The organism is Streptomyces sp. NPDC048507 (assembly GCF_043199995.1).
In the GTDB taxonomy this organism is placed as follows: Bacteria; Actinomycetota; Actinomycetes; order Streptomycetales; family Streptomycetaceae; genus Streptomyces.
The window spans coordinates 587,623-601,135 of record NZ_JBICWZ010000001.1 but is presented as its reverse complement, the minus strand read 5'-3'; the positions used below and the strand labels follow the sequence as shown (position 1 = coordinate 601,135).

Genomic DNA, 13,513 nt, shown 5'->3' with positions numbered 1-13,513 from the left:
CCTCTGCGACTGCCAACTCCGACGCGGCGGCCCGGCGTACGCGTGCCGGTGTCCCCCCGGGCGGGGCAGGACGTACGGGTGGTGCGGGTGGTGCGCTGGGGCCCGCGCGGTGCGCGGGCCGCCTCAGGTGCCCCAGGGGCGGGGGACGCGGCGGGCCGAGGCCTCGTGGGTTTCGGCCCACCGGCGGATCGAGCGGTGCAGGACCAGCGCGGTGTCCGGGACCCGGTCGGTGACCTCGAAGGGTTCGGTGACGGAGAGGTAGCCCTGGTAGGCGCGCAGGGCGGTGATCCGGGTCAGCTGGCCGCGGTCCAGGTGTTCCTCGGCGAACGGCAGGTAGAAGCGGTTCCACTGCTCGGGCGCCACGTACGGGAGCCGGTCCAGCGCGGGCACGCCGTGCTCGGCGCGCCAGGAGTTGAGGGCGTTCCTGACGGTGTCGAAGGTTTCGTCGACGCGCCGGGCCCGGTCTCCGCGGCCCAGGACGGTGAGCCGGCGGCCGGCCGGCGGGCCGTCCGCGAGGAGGCGTACGACGTGTGCGGCGACGTCGTCGGTGCTGACCATGTCCATCACCCCCTTCTCCTCGGCGACCAGGGCGGGCACGGCGCCGCTGCACAGCGCGGACGGCAGCCAGAAGAAGCCGCTGTAGCGGTCCAGGAAGCCGTCGGCGCGGGCCCCCATCACGATGGGGAAGCGGACGATGTCGGCGCTGTCGCGCAGGGCGTGCACCAGGCGTTCGGCCGCGGCCTTGGACCATTCGTAGGAGTTGCGGTAGTCGTCGGGCACCTCGGAGACGGTGTCGCCGCGCAGGCCCGTGACGTACGAGGACGACAGGTGGACGAAGTGGGTCGCGGCGCCGGTGGCCGTCAGCAGGGCCTTCAGGGGGCCGACGTTGGCCGCTTCGGCCCGCTCGGCGGGCAGGTTCCAGCGGGTGTCCCCAGCGCAGTGCACCACGGCGTGCCAGGGGCCGCGCAGGGTGGCGGGCGGCTCCTGCGCTCCGATGCTCCAGGCGTGCCGGCGCGGTCCGGCGCCGCCGCGGCGGCTCACTCCGTGCGTCTCGTGGCCCGCCGCGTCCAGGGCCCGGACGACGGCGCTGCCCACGGCGCCGGTGGCGCCGGTGACCAGGATGCGCGCGGGCGGTGTCACGCGACCGTGATCCGGCGCTCGATGGCGCGGAGCATGTGCTCGGAGTTCTCCCGCAGCGCCTTGGTGGCGACGGGGTTGAGCATGTCGGCGAGCAGGGGTATGCCGATCTCGAAGTCGACGGAGAAGGTGACGACCGAGGTGCCGTCCCCGGCGTCCTCCACGCGCCAGAACCCGGTGAACTCGTCCAGGTCTCCGGAGACCTGATGGAACGACATGATCCGCTGTTCCTCGTCGAGCTCGTCCTCCTCGGTCCATTCCAGGACGGAGCCCTTGAGCAGGACCGACCAGGCGCTGGTGCGTGTGCCGTCCGCGCCCTGTCCGAGCACGGTCACCGATTCGACGTTCTCCATGAATCCGGCGTAGTCCTCGAGCCGGGTGACGGCCCGCCAGGCGGCGGCCGCGGGCGCTTCGATCGGCAGGTTCACTTCGACGTGCGGCATGACGGGGTCTCCTTGAGCGGGACGGGAGGGGGCGCCGCCCGGGCTGTCCGGCGGGCGCGCGGGCCGGGCGGCGGGCGCTCAGCCGGCCGGGTCGAAGCTCATGTCCCGGCCCGTGCAGTAGGCGCCGACGGCCTCGTCGCAGGTCAGCAGGGACGGCGGATGGTGGTGCACGGCGAGGGAGTCGACGAGGAGAGCGGCGGCCGGCTGGCCCCGTCCGTAGAGGCGGCTGCCGATGACCGGGGTGAGCGCCGTGAGCACCCGGTCGCGGGTGTCGCTGAGGGAGGCGCGCAGTCCCACCGCGGCGGCGAGCGCCGCCCGGCCGCCGATCGCGCCCGTGTCGAAGTCCGCGCCGAGCTGGCGGCAGGCGCCGCCGAGCAGCAGCAGTTCACGGGTGGCGCGGCCGAGCAGGGCCGTGCGCGCCCCGAAGGCGCGGGAGCGCAGGACCCCTTCGTAGGCGGTGTCCAGCAGCCCGCCCAGGACCCCGTGGTAGGTGGCGGTCAGCAGGACGGCGAACCACACCATGCCGGAGATCACGTTCTCGTCGATGACGTCGGCGGGTCCGCGGTGGAAGACGAGCCGGTCGTCGAGTTCGACGTCTTCGAGGACCAGCCGGGCGGTGTCGGACCGCGTCATCCCGAGCGAGGGCCACTCCCCGTCGGCCGTCAGGCCCGGGGAGGAGCGCGGACACAGGGCGAGGATGATCTCGTCGGTTCCGGTGACGCGGGCCGTCAGGCACACCAGGGTCGCCGTCGTGGCGAGCGAGCAGGGGTACTTCACCCCCGAGACGCGGTAGCCCTTGCCGTGCGGGACGGCCCGGGAGCAGCTGCTCATGAAGTTGGGGCTGCCGCCGGGTTCGGCGAACGCCGACGCGACCAGGGCGCCGGACCGGGCGATCCCCTCCAGCAGCATCCAGCTCGTGTCCCGGTGCCTGCGCCAGTAGTCGGCCATGAGCCCCACCGTGAAGGCGTGCATGTTCAGGGCCACCGCGGCCGACGGGTCGGCCGCGCCCAACGCCCGCTGGGCGGAGGCGACTTCCACGAGGCCCGCGCCCGCACCGCCGAACTCGGCCGGGACGGGCAGCGCCGCGTAGCCGCCCGCGGCGAGGTCCCGTATGCGCTCGGCGCCGGTGGTGCCCGCACGAGCGGGCGCGGGCCGCCACGCCGTGCTCCAGCCGGCCTCCAGCAGGGTCCGGTGCGCGGGCTCCTCCCCGGCGCCGTCGGCCGGGCTCACGCGTGCGCCTTCCGGCGCCGCGCGGGATCCTCGACGGGCCCCGGTATGCGACGGGCCGGCATGGGTGACTGCACGGAGCGACTCCTTCCGCACGCACGGCGGCGGTGGGGGGACGGGGAGGCAACGCGGGGAGAGCGGGCGGAACCGGGGTAATCGACGTGATCGATCACCTGTCGGGCGGCCCTGGACAACTGTAGGCAGACCGGTCGGCGCAATGCGGTGCGCGTTCCTCTGTGCGGAACACCGGATCGGACCGCGCGAGCGGCCGGGCCCGGCCGCGCCCTCGCTCCCCTCACCGGCCGAACAGGTCTATGAGGCTGCCGAGTCGGGGGCGGGCGGGGTCCACCCGTACGGTGTCCCAGCCGAGCGCGGCGGCCGGTTCGAGGTCGGTCCGCGGGCTGTCGCCGACCATCACCCGGCGGTCGAAGGCTCCCTCCGCGATCAGGTGGAAGGCCCGCGCGTCGGGCTTCTTCGGGCCGCCGTCGGCCGTGAACAGGGCCCGGTCCCACACCTCGGGCACCTTCAGCCGCTGCAGGAGCCGGCGCATCAGCGGGCCCGGCAGGAAGCAGTTGGAGAGCAGCCGTACGGTGTGCCCGGCCGCGGCGATCCGGCCCATGGCCCGCGCCACGGGCTCGCAGAGCGCGTACCGGTCCTCGTCCACGGCTCCGAGGGCGTGCCACAGCGCCCGTTCCAGCTCGGCCCGGCCCCGCGGAGCGCCGTGTGCGCGCAGGGCCGTGTCCAGGAGGGCGAGGGTCGGCGGCTGGAGGGCGCCCGGGTCCTCCATCGCCGCCAGGACGGCGCCGAGCACCGTACGGACGGTCCCGGCGGCGGCACGTTCGTCCAGGGCCAGTGCTCCGGCCAGCCGGGCGGTGATCTCCTCGGGGCCCGGGAAGGGGCGCCGGGAGGTGACGAGGGTGTCGAAGCAGTCGAAGACGACGACGGCCGGCACGGTTCTCCTCTCTGCGGTACGGCGGTGGCGCCGGGGGCGGATCCGGGGCGCGGCGGCCCCGTCAGGACCAGGACACCTTGCGGTGGTCGCTGCGGAAGAACAGCAGGGTCACGGCGGTCAGCCCGGCCGCGAAGGCACACAGGACGCCGGCGGGCAGGAGCACTGCGCCCGCGCCGCCGCCGTCGACGATGACGGTGGTGAAACCGCGCATCGCCCAGTAGCTGGGCACCCCGGGAGCGAGCGGGCGCGCCCAGCCGGGCAGGGCGGACAGCGGGGTCAGGGCCCCGCCCAGCCCGGCCAGGACCAGCGCGACGAGGTTGGCGAAGACCGACAGCTGCGAGATGGTCCGGCACAGCGCGACCAGCGCCATGCCCACCATCACCACGCACAGCGCGAGGGGCGCGCCCACGACGACCAGCCCCAGGGCGGAGCCGCGCACGCGCAGCCCGAACAGCAGCCCCCCCGCCGCGAAGACCACGGCCAGCTGGACGAGGGCGACGGCGAGCGGCACCACGATCCGGCCCGCGACGAGCTCGGACGGCCGCGCCGGGCCCGCCCGGAGCCGGTCCCAGGTGTGCCAGCCGTGCTCCCGGAACACCCCGAACCCGACGACGGTGACCAGGAAGAACAGGAACATGACCGCCATCCCGGGCACGGCCTGCTCGGCGCCGGTCGCTTCCGGGAGGTCGCCGGCCCGCAGCGCCGCACGGAACAGCGGCTGCATGAAGCCCATCAGGAGCAGCGGCATGACGGTGCGCACGATCAGCGGGGCCGGATCGCGCGCCAGCAGCCGGGCGTCGTGGCGGACGAGGGCGGCGATCCGGCCGAACGCCCCGTCACCCATCGCGCCCCGTCCGGGGAGCCGTCGTCGCGCCGGCCCGCCCGGGCGCGCCCCGGTCCGGACGGCCGGTCAGGCGCAGGAAGGCGCTCTCCAGCCCCGGCCGCACCACCCGCAGGTTGACCAGGCCGGACACGGCCGCGCCCAGGGCCGCGAGCACCTCGGGGACGGCCAGGTGCGGCTGCTCCACGCGCACGCGCAGCACCCCGGCCTCCCAGGTCGTGGGCCAGGGCAGCGGCGCGGGCGGCGGCCCCTCGCCGAAGGTCAGCTCCACGGCGCTCTCCCCGTGGCGGTCGACGAGTTCCGCGAGGGTGCCCCGGGCGAGCAGCCGCCCGTGGTCCAGGACGGCCACGCTCGCGTCGAGGGCCTCGACCTCGGCGAGGTAGTGCGTGGAGTAGCAGACGGCCGTGCCGTCGGCGGCCAGCTGCCGGACGAAGTCGACGAGCCGGGCCCGGGTCTCCACGTCCACGCCCGCGGTGGGTTCGTCGAGCAGCAGCAGCCGCGGCCGGTGCAGCAGGGCCATCGCGGTGTGCACGCGCCGCTGCTCCCCCCCGGAGAGGTGGGCGACGCGGCGCTCCAGCAGGCCGGTCAGCGCGAGCGGTTCGGCGACCTCCTCGGTGCGCCGGCGCAGGGCGGCGCCGCGCAGCCCGGCCAGTTCGGCGAAGAACCGGAGGTTCTGCCGGACGGTCAGCGGCGGGTAGACGCCCAGTTCCTGGGGAGCCAGGCCGAGCAGTCGGCGCGCCCGGCGCGGGTCGCGCTCCAGCGGGACGCCGAGGACCTCGATGCCGCCCCCGTCGGGCCGCAGGAGCCCGGCGACCAGGGACATCAGGGTGGTCTTCCCGGCGCCGTTGTGGCCGAGGAGTCCGGTGACCTCGCCCTCGGCCACGTCGAACCCGACCCCGTCGAGGGCCGTGGTGTCGCCGTACCGCTTGGTGACCGCGCGCAGCCGCAGCGCGGGGGCGGAGCCGGCGGCCCGCCCGTCCCGGTCAGTCGGCACGGCGCGTCCAGGCGCTCGGCAGCAGGCCGGGCAGGCCCACCCGGTCCAGGTGCGGCTGCCAGGTGCGGGCGAGCCGGAAGCCCTTCATCAGGCCGCTCGCGGAGCGGACGTCCGGCAACGGCTCGGTGTAACCCAGGAGTTGCTCGGTGTCCCGCAGGTGCGCGCGCAGCCGCTCCAGCCAGTCCTCCGCGCCCGGGCCGGTGGCCCCGGCGCCCTCCTCGGCGAGGAGGAGGGCGGCCTCGGCCTCTTCGGCGGGGACCCCGGCGAAGGGGTCGAAGGCCACCTCGTCGCGCCCGTAGCTCAGTTCGCCCTCGGTGCGCAGGCCCCGTACGGACAGGGAGAACTGCACCAGCTCGTAGGCCATGAGGACGGCGACCTCGGGCTGGTCCGCGGCGACGGCTCCCTCGATGTCCTCCAGACGGGCCCGGCAGCCCAGGAGCAGCCGGGCCGCCCCGTGGGCGCGGAAGGCGAGCAGCCGCCGCAGGTCGGGCGGGGGCGTGCCGGGCGTCGTCGCGGCGACCGGGGCCGGGGCGGCGGCCGCGTGCGGGTCGGGCTGCGTCATGCGGGCCCCTCCGGGTCGGGGTGCGCCACGCCGAGCCACACCATGTCGTGGACGAACAGGGGCAGGAGGTCGGCCGGGGGCGGCGCGCCGAGCGGACCGGACCAGACGACGGTGTCGGCGCCCGCGGGCGGCAGGTCCCTGCGAGCGCTCTCAACGGCGCGCAGCTGCCAGCGGTCCACGACCGTACGGTCCTCCAGCTCGGTGGTGCCCACCCCGGTGGACCAGCGCAGCACCGCGTGCAGACCGGCGGGGTCCCCGGCCAGCCGCTCGGCGTCGGCGAGCCGCTGCGGGACCTGTTCGCGGGGTTCGACCGGGGCGCGGAGCGCCGCGCGGAGGACGGCCAGGCCCTCGGCGTCGCCCAGGGCCTTGAGCTTCTCCCCCACCCACTTCGCCGGGAAGTACGTCTGTCCGCCCGCCGCGGCCCGTGCGTTGAGCGCGGCGACGACGGCCTCGCGGGCGCGGACGGCCGCCGTCATGGGACGGGCGTCGAGCAGCCAGCGCGCCGCCTGCGCGAGACGGTGCGCCTCCACCGCCCACCACTGCCCGACCGCCTCGGCGTGCCAGGCGCCGCGCAGAGCGGCTTGCCAGGCGTCCCAGGGCGCAGAGGCCAGCAGGGGCAGGCCCAGGGCGAGCCGGTTCACGGTGTTCAGGGCCCGGCGGCGGTGGTTCCAGGCGTCCTCGGTGACGGTGTCGAAGCGCGGCCAGGGCTCGGCGGCCAGGGCGGCGGTGGTCTCGCGCACGGAGCCGGCCCGGCGGATGTTGACGTCGATCAGGGTGCCGTGCTCGTGCGACTGGACGGGGAAGCGGGTGAGCCGGTCGCTCTCCACGAGCACCATGAGGTCGAGGTCGCTGCGGTGGTTGCCGAACCCCGCGAGCACGGAACCGGACGCGACGGCGAGAACCGGCCGGCCCACGCCCTGGTCCGCTTCCGCGCGCACCGCGTCCCGGTGGAGTCCTCGCTGCTTCAGGAAGGCGTCCAGCCGCTGCTCCAGGACGGCGGTCCCGGGATGCGCGGCGGTACTGGCGGCGGTACTGGCGGTACTGGCTGACGTGGTCTCCATGGCGGTCGGTGCACCTCCGGAAGGGGTCGGCGACGGCGCGGCGGGATCGCGGCCGTGCTCCGCCCCGGCAGAGCCTCGCAAGGAGCGCCGCCGCGGATCAACGGCCGTTCCGTCAGCCGGAACACGGCTTCTCCGCGGCGCGCACGGCCCGGTAGAACCGTTGACCGAACGGTGGTGCCCCCTGTCGCCGAGCGGCGGACGCGGAGAGGACGGTCCCGATGAGCGCGACCACCCGGCAGGACCCGGCCCGGGACACCCTCGACGCGCTGCGCAGACGCTTCTCCCCGCCGCTGGCCCTCGTCTACGGCATGAACGGCTCCGGCGCCATCGAGATGACCGGCGAGGGGGCCCGGGTGCGGCTCTCCGACGGCCGCACCGCCCTGGACTTCGGCAGCTACGCCGTGACCCTGCTCGGGCAGCGCCATCCCGGCGTGGTGGCGGCGGTCCGGCGCGAGCTGGACGCGCTGCCGGTGTCCACCCGCGTGCTGGGCAACGGCACGACGGCGGCGCTCGGCGAGGCCCTGGCGGCGTACGCCGACCCGGAGCGGCTGACGCGGGTGTGGCTGGGGCTGAACGGCTGCGACGCCGTCGAGGCCGCGCTGAAGCTGGCCCGCCTCGCGACGGGCCGTACCCGGGTGCTGGCCGTGGAGGGCGGCTACCACGGCAAGTCCCTCGGCGCCCTCGCGGCGACCTGGAGCACGCGCTACCGGGGCTCGCTCGGCCCGCTGCTGGGGGGCGTGGACCACCTGGCGCCGGACGTCGCCGCGGTGCCCGGGGCGTTCGCGGGCGAGGAGGTGGCCGCCGTCATCGTCGAACCCGTCCAGGGCGAGGGCGGCGTACGGCCGTTGGAGCCCGCTTTCCTGCGGGCGCTGGCGCGGGCGGCGCGGGAGCACGGCGCCTTCCTGATCGCCGACGAGATCCAGACGGGCCTGCGCCGCTGCGGGCCCCGGCTGGTCAGTACGGACGCCGGACTGCGGCCCGACGCGGTGCTGCTCGGCAAGGCGCTCGGCGGGGGCGTGCAGCCGCTGTCGGCCGTCCTGGCCACGGAGGAGCTGTACGCGCCGCTCACCGCCGACCCGTTCGTGCACACGACGACCTTCTCCGGGCATCCCTTGGGGGCCGCCGCCGGGGTCGCCGCCCTCGCGGCGGTGGAGGAGCTGGCCGCGCGGGGCGAGCGGCTGTCCGCACTGCTGTTCTCCGGGCTGGCCAGGCTGGCCCGGCGGCATTCCGGGCTGATCGCGGGCGTGCGCGGGCGGGGGCTCATGTGGGGGGTGGAGTTCTCCGGCGCGGCCGCGGCGGGCGACGTCCTGCTGGAGCTGGGGCGGCGCGGCCTGGTGGTCTCCCCCTGCCTGGGGCGGCCGGAGGTGCTGCGGCTGCTGCCGCCGCTGGTCGCCACCGACGAGGAGGCCGAGGAGGCGCTGGCCGTCCTGGACGGGGCCTGCGCGGCGGTGCCCGAGGAGTTCCGGCGCGCGCCCGCCGCGCCCGCCGCGCCCGCCGCGCCCACGGCGCCCGCCCCGCCCGCCGTGTCCTGAGCGGGCTCCCGGGCCGTCGCCCGGCCCCGGCCGCACCGATCGAGGAGCACCGACGTGCCGCACACCGACCCGCGTCCGAGGCCGTGGTGAGCCCGGTGCCGCCCGGCCCCTGTGGCCAGCGCGGCCTCCAGTACCGCTACCACCGCGAGCTGTTCCCCGCCCTCCACGACTGGGAACGCACCGAGCGCTCCATCGTGGCGTTCACCGGCGGGGACGGCCCCGAGGGGCTGCTCGGCCTCGACCAGATGGGCCACTTCGGGCCCCACGGCTGCGATCTCGTCGCCGACGCGGTCGCCGCGGCCGTCGCCGGTGGGCCGGACGGTCCCCTCGCCCGGGGCACCGTCTGGCCGGGCGCCGTCCGCGGGGGCCCGCTCGTCCTGTGCGAGCTGGGCAGCGGCTTCGGCGGCGCGCTGCGGTACACGCTCGACCGGCTGGCCGCGCGCGGCATCGGCGTACGGGGCGCGTACGGCATCGACCTCGTCGCCGAGCACTGTGCGGTGAGCCGGCGCATCAGCCGGGCGCAGGAGCGGACCGCCGTGGCGGAGATCTGCGCGTCCGCCGCCGCCGTGCCGCTGCGCGCCGCGTCCCTGGACCTGGTGGTGGTGACGGGGTCGATGCCGCACTTCCCCGAGCCGGCCGCGGTGGTCCGGGAGGCCGCGCGGCTGCTGCGGCCGGGCGGCCTGTTCGTCCTGACGGAGGAGGTGAGCCTGACGCCCGGCGGGGAGGGCCCCTCGGCGGCCTTCCGCTCGGTCCACCCGCCCGGCGTCTTCTTCACCACGCCGCTCCGCGAGCGCCTGGGCCAGCTGGACCGCGCGGGGTTCACCGGCGTGCGGCGCCGGGATCTGACGGAGTGGGCCGCCGCGCTGCTCGCCGAGCGGCTGAAGGTGCTGCGGATCTTCCGGGGCAGTGTCGCCGGGATCTACGGCGACGCCGCGGCGGAACTGATCCGGAGCACCCTCACGACGGCCCGCGAGGAATACCTGGCGGGCCGTCTGCTGCCCACGTTGTTCACGGCACGGCGGGCCTGACGTGGCAGCCCGCGAGTTCCGGGGTCCGCCGCAGGGACCGGGCGACGGCGGCGCACGCCGCCTGGAGGTACCAGGCGGCCTTGACCGGCTGCACCCGGCCGTCGGGTCCCGCGACGGCCAGCGCCCCGACGGCCGTGCTCGACGCGTTCAGCACCGGGGCGGCGATGCTGACGGCGCCGGTCCTGCTGCGGACGACGACGAACCCCTGCGCCTGTACCCGGGCCGGGTCCTCGGCGGGTGCGCGCCGGGCCGGCGGGAGGGCCGCCCGGGCGCCGTAGGCGTGGAAGAGCCGGGTCGCGGCGAGGGCGGAGGCCCGTACCTCGTCCTCGGCGCCGTGCGCGTCCGCCCCGCCGTGCCCGCGGCGCACCGCGTCCACCAGGGCCGCTTCGGAGCCGCCCGCGTCCGTGATGAAGACGAACGCGCTCCCCCGGGTGAGGTGGCGCAGCTGTTCCGCGTACGGCAGGGCGAGGTCGCGCAGTTCGAGCTGGCGCGGCACCCGCGCGCCGAGAACGAATAGGGCGACGCCGAGCCGCAGGCCGTTCTCGCCGCGCTCCAGCATGCCTTCTTTCACGAGTTCCACGACGATGCGGTGGGCGGTGGCTTTGGGCATGTCGGCCCGGCGGGCCAATTCGGACAGCTGAAGCTCCTGGTCTCCCGGACGAAAACATCGCAGAATACTGAGGCCACGGGAGAGCATGGAACGAGAGGAGCTTTTCGACACGGACAACGGCACCTCCGTCGAGCGAGTTCGGGGAGACGGGAGCGGGGCGGCCCGTCAGCGCAGTCAAGCCCCTGACGTGCCGAAACGTTATGGTGATGCGCGCGGACGGGAACCCGTTGGAGCGATCACCGGCATACGGAGCGCGAAGCTCTGCGGAGCAGCACGGAGCTGTTCGGACGCACGCCTCACCACTCTCGCTGAACCCCCGCCGACCACCGGCCCCGCCGGTACCGGCGAACGGAAGAAAACTCTATCAGCGTGCGCGATTGCCGATTCCCGCACTCCGCAGACATCAAGCCATTGCGGACGCGACGACAAACCGGGGTTTGAAACTCCGGAAACCGATTCCGATGCCTGAATGCGGGAGATTCACATTCCCCTATCGGGGGGAATTGGGGGCCGATGGGACCGGATCACGGCGAATCGGCCATCTTCGGGCGACTTGACCGCGGGGCGACGCGCGGGTGTCGAGGGGGTTGCGGGCCGCGGGATACGATGGGCGGCCCACCGCGGCGAAGGGTGAGGTTCATGACGGCGGAGCCGCAAGATCCCCTCGTCGTCCGCCATGTGACGGATCGGCTGATGCGGGCGCACCCCGCCCTCGACGAGGTGCTGGTCCGTCAGGCCACGCAGACCGCGTACGAGGAGCTCAAGTACGCCCGGGTGCGGGCCTATCTGCCGGTCCTGATGGAGCGCCGGGCCCGCGACCTGCTCGCGCTCCACGAGGGCGACTGAGGGCGGGGCAGGCCCTGCGCCGTCAGTCGTGCGGGCCCTTCCAGCGGCTCGGCGGGGCGCCCGGAGCGGGCGACCGCACCGGGCGGTCCAGGCGGCTGGCCTCATCGGTGTCGGCGGCCCTCGTGGTCGCCGGGGCCTCGGCTCCGCGCTCCGCGCCCCGCGCCGCGCCCTTCTCCCCGTCCCGCGCGCGGCGCTCCCGCCGGCGCGTCGCGCCGTCGTCACGCGCGCGGCCGCGTTCGTGACCGTGTTCGTTGCCGTGCTCGTTGCCGTGTCCGTGCAGGGGTACGCCGCCCGCGCCACCTTGGTCGTCCATGGCGTGTCCCTTTCCTTCCCGGTCGCCCGTTTTCCGTTCGCCTGGCGCGTGCCCGGCCGGGCAACCGGGAAACCTCGGGGCCCGGCCGCCGGACCCGCCGGCCGTTCACCTCATCCGGCGGTCAGGGAGGTCGCCTCGGCCGTGTAGAGCAGGGCCGGGTCCAGGCCCATGCCGGTGAAGTGGCCCGCCAGCTCCAGGGAGAGCGCGCCGTGCAGCCGGGTCCAGAAGGAGAGGGCCAGTCCGAGCGCCTCCGGGGAGGCGTCCGGGTGGCCGGCCGCCCAGTCGCGGTGGTCCGTCAGGTGCTCCTCGAACGCCCGCGCCCGCCCGTCGTGCGCCGCCGGACGGGGCGTGGCGGCGACGCAGGCGTCGAGCAGGGTGGACATGATCTCCGAGGTGATCGCGGTGGTGTCCTGCGGAGCCTCGTAGCCGGGCACCGGGGTGCCGTAGACGAGGAAGTAGCGGTGCGGGTCCGCCAGCGCCCAGGCGCGCAGCACCCGCGCCAGCCCGAGGAGCCGCGCGGGGCCGGGGCCCGGGTCCGCCGCGCCCGCGAAGGCGTCCGCGAGGCTGCGGTAGGCGTCCCTGATGAGCTCGGTGATCAGCTCGTCCCGGTTGGCGAAGTAGCGGTAGAGGGCGGGCCCGCTCAGGCCCATCTGCTTGGCGATCGCGTTGAGCGACAGGGCGGAGGCGCCGGATCCGGCGATCTGCTGCCAGGCCTTCTCCTTGACCTCCGCGCGGACCTGCTGCCGGTACCGCTCGCGGGGGGTCGTCGTACTGTCCGTCGTAGGCATGGTGAGAGGTTATCACCATCGGCAAGGGCACTCACAGAGAATGCACAGCCCCTTGACACGCGCACCGTCGGCGCGCACTCTGGTTACACCTTCTAACGAACACAAGACCTAGAAACTATCGGAGGTCCTCATGGACACCGTCGAGCGCGTCGAGATCGTCCTGCCCGGTAAGGTCGAGCCGGAGGGCCTGGAGCTGCACCGCGGGCCCGTACCGGTGGCGGCTGCCGGACAGGTCGTCGTGGAGATGGAGGCGACCGGGGTGTCCTTCGCCGAACAGCAGATGCGGCGCGGCCGGTACTACGACCAGCCCGCGTTCCCCTTCGTCCCCGGCTACGACCTGGTCGGCACCGTGCGGGACACCGGTGCGGGCGTCCGCCCCGGCCTGCTCGGCAAGCGGGTGGCGGCCATGACCAAGACGGGCGGCTGGGCGAGCCACGTGCTCCTCGACGCCGCCGACGTCGTCGAGGTCCCCGACGGCGTGGGCGCGGTGGCCGCGGAGACCGCGGTCGTCAACGGGATCACCGCCTGGCAGATGCTCCACCGCAAGGCCCGGGTGCGCGCCGGACAGACCGTCCTGGTCCACGGCGCCAACGGCGGGGTCGGATCGGTCCTGGTCCAGCTGGCGCTCGCCGCCGGGGCCCGCGTCATCGGCACCTCCTCCCCCCGCCACCACGACGCGCTGCGCGCCCTCGGAGTGAGCCCGGTCGACTACCGCGACGACGTGACCGCCCGGGTACGGGAGATCGCGCCCGGCGGCGTCGACGCCGTCTTCGACCACGTCGGCGGGGAGGGGATCACCGGCTCCTGGCGGCTGCTGGCCCGCGGCGGCACCCTCGTCTCGTACGGCAGCGCCGCCACCCGCGACGACGAGGGCTCGGGCACGTGGCCGGTGCTGCGGCTGCTGGGCCGGGTGTGGCTGTGGAACGCGCTGCCCAACGGCCGGAGCGCGTACTTCTTCAACGTCTGGGCGGGGCGCGCCTACGCCAAGGACCGCTTCCGGGCCCGCCTGCGCGCCGACCTCACCGAGGTGTTCACCGCCCTGGAGCGCGGCGAGATCAACGCCCGGGTCGCGGCCGAGATCCCGCTGGCGCGCGCCGCCGAGGCGATGCGGCTGGCCGAGTCGGGCACGGTCGCGGGCAAGGTCGTCCTGGTCCCCTGACCGGGTGTCACGGGCGGTGC

Annotated in this window: 15 protein-coding genes; 4 read left to right on the top strand and 11 right to left on the bottom strand. The window is 75.5% G+C overall.

Annotated elements, in window-relative coordinates:
- Nucleotides 1-123 precede the first annotated feature (123 nt).
- From ACGFXC_RS02770 to ACGFXC_RS02735, 8 genes are all read right to left on the bottom strand, one after another.
- A complete protein-coding gene (locus tag ACGFXC_RS02770) occupies nt 124-1,140 on the bottom strand; it encodes an NAD-dependent epimerase/dehydratase family protein (protein ID WP_393708770.1) in 1,017 nt (338 codons plus the stop codon).
- Nucleotides 1,137-1,580 carry a type II toxin-antitoxin system RatA family toxin gene (locus tag ACGFXC_RS02765; protein WP_393708768.1) on the bottom strand — a complete coding sequence of 148 codons (444 nt, stop codon included), beginning with the start codon at nt 1,578-1,580 and terminating at the stop codon, nt 1,137-1,139. The genes ACGFXC_RS02770 and ACGFXC_RS02765 overlap by 4 nt, the downstream gene beginning before the upstream one ends.
- Nucleotides 1,581-1,658: 78 nt before the next feature.
- The gene (locus ACGFXC_RS02760) at nt 1,659-2,810 is read right to left on the bottom strand and encodes an acyl-CoA dehydrogenase family protein (RefSeq protein ID WP_393708766.1); all 1,152 of its coding nucleotides are present in this window, start codon (nt 2,808-2,810) and stop codon (nt 1,659-1,661) included.
- 292 nt (nt 2,811-3,102) lie between these two features.
- Nucleotides 3,103-3,759: an HAD family hydrolase gene (locus ACGFXC_RS02755; RefSeq protein ID WP_393708765.1), complete on the bottom strand. Its 657-nt coding sequence runs from the start codon at nt 3,757-3,759 to the stop codon at nt 3,103-3,105.
- Between the two features lie 61 nt (nt 3,760-3,820).
- Nucleotides 3,821-4,603: an ABC transporter permease gene (locus ACGFXC_RS02750; protein WP_393708764.1), complete on the bottom strand. Its 783-nt coding sequence runs from the start codon at nt 4,601-4,603 to the stop codon at nt 3,821-3,823.
- A complete protein-coding gene (locus ACGFXC_RS02745) occupies nt 4,596-5,594 on the bottom strand; it encodes an ABC transporter ATP-binding protein (RefSeq protein ID WP_393708762.1) in 999 nt (332 codons plus the stop codon). The genes ACGFXC_RS02750 and ACGFXC_RS02745 overlap by 8 nt, the downstream gene beginning before the upstream one ends.
- Nucleotides 5,584-6,156: a hypothetical protein gene (locus ACGFXC_RS02740; RefSeq protein WP_393708760.1), complete on the bottom strand. Its 573-nt coding sequence runs from the start codon at nt 6,154-6,156 to the stop codon at nt 5,584-5,586. Before ACGFXC_RS02740 ends, ACGFXC_RS02745 begins: the two co-directional genes overlap by 11 nt.
- Nucleotides 6,153-7,217: a hypothetical protein gene (locus tag ACGFXC_RS02735; RefSeq protein ID WP_393708759.1), complete on the bottom strand. Its 1,065-nt coding sequence runs from the start codon at nt 7,215-7,217 to the stop codon at nt 6,153-6,155. Before ACGFXC_RS02735 ends, ACGFXC_RS02740 begins: the two co-directional genes overlap by 4 nt.
- A 218-nt stretch (nt 7,218-7,435) precedes the next feature.
- Here ACGFXC_RS02735 and ACGFXC_RS02730 point away from each other — a divergent pair, with 218 nt between their 5' ends.
- A complete protein-coding gene (locus ACGFXC_RS02730) occupies nt 7,436-8,749 on the top strand; it encodes an aspartate aminotransferase family protein (RefSeq protein WP_393708757.1) in 1,314 nt (437 codons plus the stop codon).
- Nucleotides 8,750-8,835: 86 nt separating this feature from the next.
- Entirely contained in the window at nt 8,836-9,777 is a 942-nt protein-coding gene (locus ACGFXC_RS02725) for a class I SAM-dependent methyltransferase (protein WP_393708755.1), read from the top strand.
- Here the strand turns inward: ACGFXC_RS02725 and ACGFXC_RS02720 are convergent.
- Nucleotides 9,758-10,474, bottom strand: a complete 717-nt coding sequence (locus ACGFXC_RS02720) for an IclR family transcriptional regulator (RefSeq protein ID WP_393709597.1) — start codon at nt 10,472-10,474, stop codon at nt 9,758-9,760. The two genes, ACGFXC_RS02725 and ACGFXC_RS02720, sit on opposite strands and share 20 nt — an antisense overlap.
- Nucleotides 10,475-10,900: 426 nt before the next feature.
- Between ACGFXC_RS02720 and ACGFXC_RS02715 the strand changes: the two genes are divergently transcribed.
- The gene (locus ACGFXC_RS02715) at nt 10,901-11,233 is read left to right on the top strand and encodes a three-helix bundle dimerization domain-containing protein (RefSeq protein WP_393708754.1); all 333 of its coding nucleotides are present in this window, start codon (nt 10,901-10,903) and stop codon (nt 11,231-11,233) included.
- 22 nt (nt 11,234-11,255) lie between these two features.
- On the opposite strand, the gene ACGFXC_RS02710 is transcribed toward ACGFXC_RS02715, so the two are convergent.
- On the bottom strand, nt 11,256-11,546 hold the full coding sequence (locus tag ACGFXC_RS02710) for a hypothetical protein (protein WP_393708752.1): 291 nt from the start codon (nt 11,544-11,546) through the stop codon (nt 11,256-11,258).
- Nucleotides 11,547-11,656: 110 nt separating this feature from the next.
- Nucleotides 11,657-12,334, bottom strand: coding sequence for a TetR/AcrR family transcriptional regulator (locus ACGFXC_RS02705; RefSeq protein WP_393708750.1), 678 nt, complete (start codon nt 12,332-12,334; stop codon nt 11,657-11,659).
- A gap of 130 nt (nt 12,335-12,464) precedes the next feature.
- Here ACGFXC_RS02705 and ACGFXC_RS02700 point away from each other — a divergent pair, with 130 nt between their 5' ends.
- Nucleotides 12,465-13,493, top strand: a complete 1,029-nt coding sequence (locus ACGFXC_RS02700) for a medium chain dehydrogenase/reductase family protein (protein WP_393708748.1) — start codon at nt 12,465-12,467, stop codon at nt 13,491-13,493.
- The last annotated feature ends 20 nt before the right edge of the window (nt 13,494-13,513 follow it).

Excerpts from the sequence above, each read along its gene's own strand:
- ACGFXC_RS02740 (WP_393708760.1), bottom strand. The coding sequence starts at position 6,156 with ATGACGCAGCCCGACCCGCACGCGGCCGCCGCCCCGGCCCCGGTCGCC.
- ACGFXC_RS02750 (WP_393708764.1), bottom strand. The coding sequence starts at position 4,603 with ATGGGTGACGGGGCGTTCGGCCGGATCGCCGCCCTCGTCCGCCACGAC.
- ACGFXC_RS02735 (WP_393708759.1), bottom strand. The coding sequence starts at position 7,217 with ATGGAGACCACGTCAGCCAGTACCGCCAGTACCGCCGCCAGTACCGCC.
- ACGFXC_RS02730 (WP_393708757.1), top strand. The coding sequence starts at position 7,436 with ATGAGCGCGACCACCCGGCAGGACCCGGCCCGGGACACCCTCGACGCG.
- ACGFXC_RS02720 (WP_393709597.1), bottom strand. The coding sequence starts at position 10,474 with ATGCTCTCCCGTGGCCTCAGTATTCTGCGATGTTTTCGTCCGGGAGAC.
- ACGFXC_RS02705 (WP_393708750.1), bottom strand. The coding sequence starts at position 12,334 with ATGCCTACGACGGACAGTACGACGACCCCCCGCGAGCGGTACCGGCAG.
- ACGFXC_RS02710 (WP_393708752.1), bottom strand. The coding sequence starts at position 11,546 with ATGGACGACCAAGGTGGCGCGGGCGGCGTACCCCTGCACGGACACGGC.
- ACGFXC_RS02765 (WP_393708768.1), bottom strand. The coding sequence starts at position 1,580 with ATGCCGCACGTCGAAGTGAACCTGCCGATCGAAGCGCCCGCGGCCGCC.
- ACGFXC_RS02700 (WP_393708748.1), top strand. The coding sequence starts at position 12,465 with ATGGACACCGTCGAGCGCGTCGAGATCGTCCTGCCCGGTAAGGTCGAG.
- ACGFXC_RS02715 (WP_393708754.1), top strand. The coding sequence starts at position 10,901 with ATGGGACCGGATCACGGCGAATCGGCCATCTTCGGGCGACTTGACCGC.